The sequence below is a fragment of the Streptomyces sulfonofaciens genome, from assembly GCF_014656295.1.
Lineage (GTDB): Bacteria > Actinomycetota > Actinomycetes > Streptomycetales > Streptomycetaceae > Streptomyces > Streptomyces sulfonofaciens.
Genome location: NZ_BNCD01000011.1, coordinates 293,728 through 304,883 on the forward strand (window position 1 = coordinate 293,728; position 11,156 = coordinate 304,883).

The 11,156-nt window shown below is 73.0% G+C and carries 9 protein-coding genes; 7 read left to right on the plus strand and 2 right to left on the minus strand.

What is annotated here, in order from left to right; translation table 11 throughout:
• The first annotated feature begins 141 nt into the window (after nt 1-141).
• The 7 genes from IE313_RS19755 (at nt 142) to IE313_RS36440 (ending at nt 7,977) form a co-directional block, all read left to right on the plus strand.
• The gene (locus tag IE313_RS19755; protein ID WP_189933991.1) at nt 142-1,128 is read left to right on the plus strand and encodes a DUF6807 domain-containing protein; all 987 of its coding nucleotides are present in this window, start codon (nt 142-144) and stop codon (nt 1,126-1,128) included.
• 619 nt (nt 1,129-1,747) lie between these two features.
• Nucleotides 1,748-4,657 (plus strand): sensor histidine kinase, encoded by a 2,910-nt coding sequence (locus tag IE313_RS19760; RefSeq protein WP_189933994.1) that lies wholly within the window; start codon nt 1,748-1,750, stop codon nt 4,655-4,657.
• The gene (locus IE313_RS19765; RefSeq protein WP_189933996.1) at nt 4,654-5,091 is read left to right on the plus strand and encodes a roadblock/LC7 domain-containing protein; all 438 of its coding nucleotides are present in this window, start codon (nt 4,654-4,656) and stop codon (nt 5,089-5,091) included. The genes IE313_RS19760 and IE313_RS19765 overlap by 4 nt, the downstream gene beginning before the upstream one ends.
• A complete protein-coding gene (locus tag IE313_RS19770) occupies nt 5,088-5,468 on the plus strand; it encodes a DUF742 domain-containing protein (RefSeq protein ID WP_189933998.1) in 381 nt (126 codons plus the stop codon). The genes IE313_RS19765 and IE313_RS19770 overlap by 4 nt, the downstream gene beginning before the upstream one ends.
• Entirely contained in the window at nt 5,449-6,075 is a 627-nt protein-coding gene (locus tag IE313_RS19775; protein ID WP_189934000.1) for a GTP-binding protein, read from the plus strand. The genes IE313_RS19770 and IE313_RS19775 overlap by 20 nt, the downstream gene beginning before the upstream one ends.
• Before the next feature lie 195 nt (nt 6,076-6,270).
• Nucleotides 6,271-6,678, plus strand: coding sequence for a nitroreductase/quinone reductase family protein (locus IE313_RS19780; protein ID WP_189934002.1), 408 nt, complete (start codon nt 6,271-6,273; stop codon nt 6,676-6,678).
• 687 nt (nt 6,679-7,365) lie between these two features.
• A complete protein-coding gene (locus IE313_RS36440; protein WP_373317027.1) occupies nt 7,366-7,977 on the plus strand; it encodes a DUF1257 domain-containing protein in 612 nt (203 codons plus the stop codon).
• Here the strand turns inward: IE313_RS36440 and IE313_RS19790 are convergent.
• Together IE313_RS19790 and IE313_RS19795 are read right to left on the minus strand one after the other, a co-directional pair.
• Nucleotides 7,877-9,445 (minus strand): hypothetical protein, encoded by a 1,569-nt coding sequence (locus IE313_RS19790; protein ID WP_189934007.1) that lies wholly within the window; start codon nt 9,443-9,445, stop codon nt 7,877-7,879. The genes IE313_RS36440 and IE313_RS19790 overlap by 101 nt on opposite strands.
• 541 nt (nt 9,446-9,986) lie before the next feature.
• On the minus strand, nt 9,987-11,156 hold a 1,170-nt coding region (locus IE313_RS19795), incomplete at its 5' end, for a penicillin-binding transpeptidase domain-containing protein (protein WP_268256719.1).

Sequence of the window (11,156 nt, forward strand, 5' to 3'; positions counted from 1 at the left end):
GCGCCGGCCGCACGGCGTCTGCCGCGCACGGCACGCGCCTTCCCTTGAGGAAGCGCTTTCTATTTATATCCCCCAGGAAATCCACGGTTCGTGGATACGCATCCGCGACCCACGGCATTCGCAGCAAGGAAAGAAGCAATCATGTCAGCATCGCTGGAGCTGGGTCGGGTGGCGGGACCCGGCGGCCAGGAACCCGCCGAGACCGGGCTGGGCCTGGTGCACGAGCAGGACAGGTCGCTCATCGTCCGCTGGCGCGGCAACGACCTCTTCCGCTACGTGTACCGGCCCTGGGAGCCGCAGTTGGAGGCCCCCAAGCCCTACTTCCATCCGCTGCGCACCCTCGGCGGCGACCTCGTCAGCCTCTACCGCCCGCACGACCACGTCTGGCACAAGGGCATCTCCTGGTCGCTGTGCAACGTCGGCGAGGAGAACTTCTGGGGCGGCCCGACCTACACCCGCGAGGCGCAGGCGTACCGGCAGCTCGACAACGACGGCGAGCAGCGGCACACGGGCTTCACGCGGCTGGCGGTGGCCGAGGACGGCACGGAGGTGCGGGTCGACGAGACGCTGGACTGGATCACGCAGTCGGGGCGGACCATGTTCACCGAGCTGCGCAGCTTCGCCGTGCGCCCGCACGCCGAGCAGGGGGCATGGCAGCTCGCCTACCGCTCGCGGATGCTCAACACCAGCGGTGCGACGGTGGACTTCGGCAGCCCGACCACCAAGGGCCGCGAGGCGGCGGGGTACGGCGGGCTGTTCTGGCGCGGCCCGCGGTCCTTCTCCGGCGGTGTCGTGGTGACCCCGGAGGGCCTCGGCGGTGACGAGGAGATGGGTCGCACCGGGCCCTGGCTGGGCTTCGTCGGCCGCCACGACGGCGCGGGGGTCGGCTCGACGCTGGTCTTCCGCGACCACGAGTCGAACCACAACTTCCCCACCAAGTGGTTCGTCCGCTCGGGCATGTACGCGGTGCTGTGCCCGGCGCCGTTCTACGACGAGGAGCACGCGGTCGCCGACGGCGAGAGCCTCGAACTGCGTTACGACGTCCTCATCGCGGACGACGTGCACGACGTGGCGGGGTGCGCGGCTCTGGCGGGGACGGCGGGGGAGCACGACCTGCTGGCCGACTGACCCCGCACCCCGCCCGGGCCCAGGCGGGGTGCGGGCGGCCTGCCCGCGCCGCGGCCCCCGCCTCGCCCCGGCCCCGCGGGTGCCTGCGGCGGTCGGCCACGTTCGCCCCGTTGCCCGCACGCGCTCCCGAAGGAGGCGGCCCCGCCCGGGCGCGCGTGCGGGGAACGGGTCGCGGGGGCACACCCGCCATCGGCGGCCCGTTGCGCCCTGTGACCGCAGGACCCGCCGAGCACCCCGTGCCGAGCGGACGCCGGTGACACGTGACGGTGGCCGTGAACACGGCAAGCGGCGCCGCGCGAGACTCCGGCAGGGGGCGCAAGGCGGTGCGGGCCATGTACACACTTTGACGCTGCGTCATACGATGTGCTCGCACCACCTTGCAACGGGCCGCGGCCGGACACCGGTCGAGGGGGTGCGTGGCAGTTGCGCGGGTGGCTGCCCGGGGGGTTTCGGCAAGCGTGTTCCCTCTCCTCGGGAGCGGCACTAGCATCGCGCCACCTTTACGTCGTCAGACTGCGGTGTTCGCTGCTGTGCGCCGCTGCGGGGGAAAATGGATCTGCGTACCAGCGGGTCGGGGCGGACACGGGGCGGCCAGGTATCCCGCCTCGGTTCGCTCCGGATGGTTCTTGTCTTTCTGGCGCTCGTGCCCAGCGTCGCGCTGCTCGTCCTGTGGGGCCTGAGCACCGCGCAACTCGGTCTCGACTGGCTGAAACTCGCCGAGCAGGACGCGCTCACCGACCGCAGTGCCGCACTCGCACGGGGCGTCACGCTCCAGCTCCAGGAGGAGCGCAGGCTCACCGGCCTGGTGATCGCCGACGGCAGCGCGTCCAAGGACGCCATGCTGGCCCAGCGCAAGCGCACCGACGAGGCCGTCAGGGCGTTCGAGGACGCCACCGCGGGCAGGCCCTCGCCGAGGCTCAGGCCCCAGTTGCGCGACGCACTCGCCAAGGAGCGCACCGCCGTGCGGCAGGTCGGCGGCGTCCGCGCGTCCGTTGACGAGGGCACCGCCACCGACGAGGTCGCCTTCCAGTCGTTCACCGGCATCATCGAGTCCGGCCTCGGCTTCTTCGAGGCGCTGGGCAACGCGGACGACGGCGAGCTGGCCGCCGCGTTCAAGCCGCTCACCGACCTGATGTGGGCCGACGAGATGCTGTCCCGCGAGGACGCGGTGCTCTGCTATAGCTGGGCGTCGGGCAGCATCCGCCAGGACGACCGGTCCAACTTCAGCCAGTGGATCGGCACCCAGAACTTCCTCCTCGACAGCGAGGTCACCCCGCGGGTGACCGAGGAGGAGCGGGACGGCCTGCAGGACCTGACCGGCAGCGACGCGTGGCAGACCAAGTCGGCGGTGGAGGCGGCCCTGGTCGGCCACCACCCCATGGACACCGCCGGGCTGCCGCGCACCAGCGGCCAGTGGCGGCAGGCGATGCGCACCGTCCAGCCGCGATTCGCCGCGGTCGTCCGGCAGCGCGCCGAGGTGACGGACGACGTCACCGGCGACGCCGTCGGCGAACTGAAGGTCCGCATGAGGACCTACGGCGCGATCTGCCTCGGCACGGTCCTCGTGGTGATCGTCCTCAGCGTGCTGCTCTCCGGCTCGCTGCGGCGCCGCATCCTCGCCCTGCGCGACGAGGCCGCCCGCCTGGAGACCGAGCTGCCCGAGGTGATGGAACGGCTGCGCGGCGGCGAGGACGTGGACGTCGACGCGGAGGTCCGCGAGATCCCCTACCGGCGCGACGAACTGGGCCGGCTCGGCCTGGCGCTCAACCTCGCCCGGCGGGCCGCGGTCGAGACCGCCGTCCGCGAGACCGAGCAGCACCGCGGCTTCCAGCGGATGCTGCAGCGCATCGCCCGCCGCACCCAACTGCTGATCGGGCTCCAGCTCAAGAAGCTGGACGAGATGGAACGCAGCCAGGAGGACCCCCAGATCCTGGAGGGCCTCTTCGACCTCGACCACCTGACGTCCCGCCTGCGCCGCTACGAGGAGAACCTGGTCGTGCTCGGCGGCGGGCAGCCGCAGCGCCGCTGGCGCAATCCGGTGCGCGTCGTCGACGTGCTGCGTGCCGCCCTGGGCGAGGTGCAGGACTACCGCAGGATCCAGATCGAGGTCACCCAGGAGCCCTGGCTCTCCGGGCGCGCGGTGGGCCCGCTCGTCCACATCCTGGCGGAGCTGATGGAGAACGCCGCGGCCTTCTCGAAGCCGCCCAACCCGGTGGAGGCGCGCGCCGGTGCCGTCGGCCGCGGCCTCGCCGTGGAGATCGAGGACCGCGGCATCGGCATGGACCCCGAGGGCTACGACACCGTCAACCGGCTGATGGCCAAGCCGCCCCAGCTCGACGTGCTGTCCCGGGCCGAGGACGCGCGGCTCGGCCTCTACGTGGTGGCCAGGCTCGCCTCGGACCTGGGGCTCCAGGTGGAGTTCAGGCCCTCGGCCTACGGCGGCACCCGGGTGATCGTGATGGTCCCCGCCGAACTGGTCGCCGAGGCGCCCGCCCCCGGCGCCGCGGACGTCGAGACCCCGATCAGCTCCCGCGCACGCCTGCGGGCCGCCAACACACCGGACGGCACGGGGCGCCACCGCGCCGTCCGGCGCGAGGACGGGGCCGCGGCGGACGCGCTCACGCCGGCGCGGCACCGGGCCGCGCAACCGCACACCACGGGGCAGGGCCACCAGGCGGCGGGGGAGCCGGCGGGCACCCCCGCACCGGCACCGGCCGGGCGGCGAAGCGCGCACGCCCGCGCCGGGATCGCCGCCCCGCCGGGGCCCGTGCACACCGCACCCGGTCCCGACCTGCCGCAGATGCCGGGCCCAGCGGCGGGCGCGGCCCGCGAAGGGGGCGCCGACCCCGTCCCGGCCGCCGCCGTCCCGGCCGGCAGCGCCCCGCCGGCGGACCGCACGACACGGGACGACGCCTTCGCCCGCGGCGTCCCGTCGTGGGTGCGCACCCTCCCGGGACCGGCCTCCGGCGACGCCCCGGGGCCGACCGCCGCGGCGGACGCGGCGGGGCCGGTGCCCACCGCGCCGCGGCCCGGCGGACCCCGGTCCCTGCCCGCCCCGGGTGCCGCCGCGCTGCTGGGGCTGCCGATACGCGCCCGCGGTCAGGCGCGCGGCCCGGGGATCCCGACCAGCTCGGCGGGTTCCGGACCACCGCCCCGGGGACCCGGCGGGCCGCCCGGCCCCCGGCCACTGCCAAGCCGGCCCCCCGGCACCCCGCCCGCCCCGGCCCCGGGGCCAGGCCCCGCCCCGTCCGGGGAAGGACCGGGCCCCCTCTCCCCGCTGCCCAGGCGGGTACGGCAGGCCAGCCTCGCCCCCGAGCTGAAGGACCCCAGGCGCGGGCTCCGGCGGCCCGGGGGCGCGGACGGACGTGCGCCGCAGGACAACCCGCGCCCCGAGCGGTCCGGCGCCGCCATCGGCGCCTTCCAGCGGCAGTCCCGGCGCTCCCGTGGCCTGCCGCAGCCGGCAGCTCCACCCACCACCGGTGCACCCGCACCTGGTTCCCGTCCCACCTCCACGGAAGATGCGCCATGACACAACAGCGGACCACCGCCACCGACCGTGACCTCGACTGGCTGCTGGACGGCCTGGTGGGCCAGGTCGCGGGCGCCCGGCACGCCATCGTGCTGTCCGACGACGGCCTCGTCGTCAGCCAGTCGGGGACCATCGAGCGCGGCGACGCCGAGCGGCTCGCCGCCATCGCCACCGGCCAGCAGAGTCTGGCCCGGGGCGTGGACGACCTGTTCGACGGCGGCGCCGTACGGCAGGTCATCGTCGAGCTGACGGACCTGTGGCTGTTCATCACCACCGCGGGCCGCGGCACCCACCTGGCCGTGGTGGCCTCCCAGGACGTGGACGCCGAGTTGATGTCCGTCGCCATGCACACCCTCGTCCAGCAGGTCGGCAGGACCCTCGGCACGGACCACAGGACGGACACCGGTGCCACCGACGGGGGTGGACGTGTGTGAGCCACTGGACGGACGGCCTGGAGCCGGACGCCGATGACACACTCGTCCGGCCCTTCACCATCACCCGGGGCCGCACGGCCCCGGGGCGGTCCGACGTCGAACTGATCACGGTGGTCACCACGATCGCCCCCGACGGCGAACCGGCACCCCGGCCCGGCCTGGAGCCCGAGCACCGCAGGATCATCAGACAGTGCCGGACACCGGCCGTGGTGGCGGAGGTCTGCGCCGACCTGAACCTGCCGGTGTCCGTGACGAAGATCCTGGTCGGGGACCTGCTCCAGTTCGGCCTGGTGACGGTCCGTCCGCCCGTGGGCCGTACCGTTGGCTTCGACCGCGACCTCCTACAGGCGGTGAGAGATGGACTCGAACGACTCTGAGGACGGCAGAGACAGCGGCACGGCACCCGCCGCGCCCGTCGCCGTCAAGATCCTGATCGCCGGTGGCTTCGGGGTCGGCAAGACCACCATGGTCGGCACGACCAGCGAGACCACCCCGGTACGCACCGAGGAGGTGCTGACCCACGCCTCCACCGGCGTCGACGACCTGTCGGGCGTCGCGCGCAAGTGCACCACCACGGTCGCGCTCGACTTCGGCAGGATCACCGTCGACCCGTCGCTGGTGGTCTACCTCTTCGGCACACCGGGCCAGGAGCGCTTCTGGTTCATGTGGGACGACCTGGTGAACGGCGCCCTGGGGGCGGTGGTGCTGGTCGACACCCGGCGGCTGGACATCAGCTTCGCGTCGGTGGACTTCTTCGAGAGCCGGGGCATCCCGTTCGTCGTCGGGGTCAACTGCTTCGACGGCCGCCAGGAGCGCACCGAGCAGGAGGTCCGCGAGGCACTCGCCCTCGACCCCGGCGTGCCCCTGCTGCTGCGTGACGTACGCCGCAGGGCCGACTGCCGCGACCTGCTGCTCGCCCTGATGGACCGGCTGATGGAGCGCACCGTCCGCGCGGCGGCGACGGCGGACGCCGCGGCGGGGTGAGAACGACGGGGCCCGGCGGGTGGGAGGGACGGGGCACCGGGCGCCGCCGTGCGGTACCGGGCCCGTCGGCGCGTGTGCCGCCCGGTCCGTCGGCGCGTGTGCCGCCTGGTCCTGCGGCCGATAATCGGGGCGTGACACCGGCCACCGACCCGATCCCAGGGTGACACCGGCCACCGACCCACGGGAGAACCCAGCATGCCGCGGTACCTCGACACCAAGCACCGGGTCGTCACGGCCTTCCAGCGCCGGGTCGCCAATCCGCTCGCCAGGCTGCTGCCCGGCCAGATCCTCCTGGAGACCACGGGCAGGGTCTCCGGCCTGCCGCGCACCACGCCCGTCGGCGGCCGCCGCACCGGCGACGCGTTCTGGCTGGTCTCGGAGTACGGCGAGGCGTCGCAGTACGTACGGAACATCCAGGCGGATCCCAGGGTCCGGGTGCGCGTCGGGGGCCGCTGGCACACCGGCACGGCCCACCTCCTCCCGGACGACGACGCCCTCGCCCGTCTGAAGAGCCTGCCGCGCTTCAACAGCGCCGCGGTCCGGACGTTCGGCAGCCGGCTCCTGACCGTGCGGATCGATCTGGACGGACCCGGGGAGCGGTAGCCGTCGGCTTCGGCGCACGGGACCGACGGGGCGGGGTGCGCCGCCCCGGGAGGGTTCCCGAGGCGGGCGGTGCACCATTCCCGCGGAGCTGCCCACCGCCGAGGAACGTGCCGAGATCTTCTCGGTTCCCCTGCGCAGACGCCGCCGGCTGCCCGCCGAGTTCGACATCGCCACCCTGGCGGTCCGCTCCGAGGGGTACGTGGGCGCGGAGATCGAGCGGACCGTCGTGGACGCCGTGTACGTCGGCTTCCACCAGGATCGTGAGTGCACCGCAGACGACGTCCTCGCCGCGCTCGGCCGGCAGGCGCCGCTCCCGGTCTCCCAGCCGGAGACCACCGGGGCGCTGCGCGGCTGGTGCGGGAGGGCCGCGCGCCGTCCGCGTGCTGCGCGGAGCCGGTGGCGGCGAAGGGCCCCTCCCGCCGTCCCCCTCGAACCCCTGGGCCCCGGGGCCTGGTCTGGATCACGCTGCGCTCGCGGGGCCCGGCACGCCCGTCCGCGGCGCTGTCGTCGGTCCCCGGCGCTCCGCGTCGGCTCCCTCCTGCGCCTTGCGGCCGCACGCACCAGGCCCCGCTCCCTGATCCAGCCCGATCCGAACGAAGGACCCCAGCCATGGGCCCCTGGGCCCTTGCCACCCGGGACCGCTCCACCCACCGCAGAGCCGGAGGTCCGATGTCGCGCTTCACCGCCATGACCACGCGGATCACCGATCCCGGCGCGCTGTGCGCCGCACTCGCGGGCGTCGGCCACGACACCGTGCAGGTCCACGACGACCCGCAGCCCCTCTTCGGCTGCCGCGCCGGCCGGCGCACCGACCGCGCCCATGCGATCGGCCGCCGCCACATCGGCCGTGCCTCCAACGACATCGGCTACCGCCACCGCAGCGAGGGCCACTACGCGGCGGTCATCAGCGAGTACGACCGCGGGAAGCACGACGACGGCTGGCCGGTCGGGCTGACGGCCCGCCGCGCCTACCACCTCACGGCCGCCACCCTGGCCGCCCAGGGCTTCCACCTCACCGACGGGACGACGGCGGACGACGGGACGGTGCGGAGGGTGCCGGCGGATGGGCAGGCGGCGCTTCGGGCCCGGGCCGGGGCCCGCCGGGCCGGGGCCCGGACGCGTCCCGGCCCGAGCCGGGGGTCTCCGGTGCGGGCCGGGGGTCTCCGGGGTGACGCCGACCGGTCCCGGCCGGCACTCGTCAGAAGCTCACCGGGGAGGTCTGCGTGCACTTCTTCCAGTCGACCCAGGGCCGGGTGCCGTCCGCCGCGGGGGCCATGGCGTACTTCGGATCGCCGGTGACCGTCTGCGTCTTGTGCTCGTGGGAGACGGAGATGCCGAAGACCTTGAAGCCGAGCGAGGCCTCACCGAGGGCGACGCCGAAGCCGATACCGAGCGACGCGTTCCACCAGTCGGTGTTCGCCGCGTAGTCGATCTTCGAGAGCTGCGCCTTGTCGTGCAGCAGCCGTTCGATGGGCGTGGCGTTTGGGCCCAGCGGCCTCGTCGCGTCGGACGGGGTCGGCAGCCCGGAGGAGGCGGGGTCGTCGCCGCGGCCGCGCAGCCAGTCCTCGACGGTGTCGGCGTCCTTGCCGCTCAGGTCGACCTGCGCGGACTCCGTGTGGATCTGCGACGTCGTCTTGCCTCCGCCGCCACCGACCTCGATCGTGACGGGCCCGGCGTTCGCCCCGGCCCCGGCCTCCGCGCCGGCGGTCGAGCCCGACTCCTCGCTGGTCGTGATCGTCAGCTTCTGCGGGTGGTGCGGCGAGCCGTTCTTCTCCTCCTCGTCGTAGGCGGCGGCGTCGTACGTCACGGACACCTGCTGCATCCGGGACGCCTGCGCCTGCCCGCCCGGGCCCGCCTTGCCGCCGAGGGAGAAGGTGTAGACGAAGGTGATCTTGCCCGCGTCCTTGCCCGTCCTGGTGCGCAGGACCGTCACGTCGTCGGACATCGAGCCCGTCAGCCCGTCCGCGGAGATGCTGCCTATGCCGTCGTCCTCCTTCCCGTCGTCGCCCTTCTTGCCGTCACCGCCCTTGTCGCCCTTGTCGCCCTTGCCGTCCTTGGGGCCCTTCTTGAACGCCTTGCCGAAGCTCACCCCGCCGGACAGCTCGTCGGTGGTCTTGGTGACGTCGACGTCGGGCATCGACTCCGGGTCGGCCTCACCCATCATGTCGTTGGCGTTGTTCCTGCAACCGGCGATGCTGATCGGATTGACCATGTAGGGCAGGGCGTCGCAGGTGTCCTCCTCGTGCATGCCGTGGATGAACTGCTTCGCGTCGGCCATGTTGGCCTCCAGGTCCGCCTGCGGATCCCCCGACTTGTGCTTGTTGAACAACCACTGGCCGCCCGTGCTGCTCCCGTGCATGTAGTCGACGCCCAGGGAGGCGTCGCCGCCCCAGTCCTTCAGACCGGGGATGCCCGCCGAGATGCCGGCGCCCGCTCCGATCGCGGAGCTCTTCACCTCCTGGACGGTGACCTCGCCGTTGGACCACTGCTGCACCACGAGTTCCTCGGAGCCGCTCATCTTGAAGAAGAGGATGTCGACCAGGACCGTCGTCTTGTTCTTGTCCTGGGCGAGCAGGCACTTCGCGGGCTCGAAGGGGTCGTCCCCGTGGCCGCCGGGCGGTGAGCCCGGGCCGGCACCGGTGTCGTCGTCGACGTCGCAGGCGCCTCCCGCGTCGAAGTCGACGATCCTGCACACCGCGTCGTGGAAGCCGGTGGCTATCTGCCCCGGCACGGAGGTGGCCAGCAGTGCTCCGACGATCAGCGCCACCAGACCGATCAGGGCGACGTATTCGAGGCTGGCCTGTGCGCGGTCGCTCGAAGGCCCGGAAGGCCCCGGAGGATGCGGACGAAGCGTAGGACGCAGAGGACGCGGAGGGCGGGGAGAGGGCGGAGAACAACGTTGTCCTCCGCGCGTACGACGCCGTCTTTCGACACTTTCGCCGTCTTTCACATGCATCGCGTGAGCCCCTTACGATCGCGGTCCCGGCCCGACGAGGTCCTGACGACCGTAGGAAGGGGAGCGGGCCCAAAGGCAGAGCCTTCGAGGCCCAAGGGGGGCCCAAATAAGGGGAGTTGGTTCCACTTGGCAGATGGACTGCCGGCCGGTGGACCGCGGTCCTTCCGGCGGGTCCCGGGCCCGGGGCACCTCGCAGGGCGCAGTCCGGGCCCGGGGGCGGGTCGGTGCGCGAGCCCAGCGGTCGGTGCGCGGGCCCAGCGGTCGGTGCGCGGGCCCAGCGGTCGATCCCGGGCCCAGCGGTCGGTGCCGGGCGCTCAGCGCATGCGCCGCACGGCAGGCGCCGCGGTAGGTGTCAGTCGCGCCGGCTGGTCGCCGTGGCGGTCGAGACGGCCGAGGCGAGCGCCCCACCGGCCGGACCCTCCGCCTTCCGCGGCTTGTACGTGCCGGTCTTCGGGGCGTCGATGGAGCCGTCCGCGCCGATCTTCGGCAGGCTCTTCTCGGGCGACGGCAGCAGCGCCTTCTTCTTGTCGATCTTGCCGTCCGCGGAGACGCCGTAGAGGGCGCTGTAGATGTTGCGCACGAAGGGGCCGCAGGCGCCGGAGCCCGTACCGCCCTGCGAGATGGTCATGACGACGGTGTAGTCCTTGGTGTACGTGGTGAAGTACGCGGTGGTCTGCTTGCCGTAGACCTCGGCCGTGCCCGTCTTGGCGTGCATCGGGATCTGCTTCTGCGGCCAGCCGCCGAAGCGCCAGGCGGCGCTGCCGCTCGTGGTGACGCCCGCGAGGGCCTGGTCCATCTCGTCGCGGGTCTTCTTCGACACGGGAAGCCTGCCGCGCGGCTTGGGCTCGATCTCCTTCACGCTCCTGCCGTCGGCGCTGACGATCGCCTTGCCGACGGTGGGCGTGTAGAGGGTGCCGCCGTTGGAGATCGCACCGTAGATCGAGGCCATCTGGATCGGTGTGACGAGGGTGTCGCCCTGGCCGATGGAGTAGTTGACCGAGTCACCGGCACGCATCCGGTTGCCTTCGAGGCAGTTCTCGTAGGCGATCCGCTGGACGTAGCTGCCGTCCTTCTTCCCGGACTTGCACCAGGCGTCCTTGTTGGCGTCCCAGTAGGACTGCTTCCACTGGCGGTCGGGGACCCGCCCGGTGACCTCGTTCGGCAGGTCGATGCCGGTCTCCTTGCCGAGGCCGAACTCGTGGGCCGTCTTGTAGAACCAGTCCTTGGGGTGCCTCTTCGGGTGGATCCCGCCGTCCTTCTGCCACTCCTCGTGCGACAGGCGGTAGAAGACCGTGTCGCAGGAGACCTCCAGGGCCTTGCCGATGCTGATCGGGCCGTACCCCCTGGACTCGTAGTTCTTGAAGACACGGCCGCCGATGGAGTACGAGCTGGTGCAGCTATAGCGCCCGTCGAACGGGTAGCCCGCGTTGACGGAGGCCGCGGCAGAGATCACCTTGAAGGTGGAGCCGGGCGCGGACTGGCCCTGGATGGCGCGGTTGAGGAGCGGGTAGTTGGAGTCCTT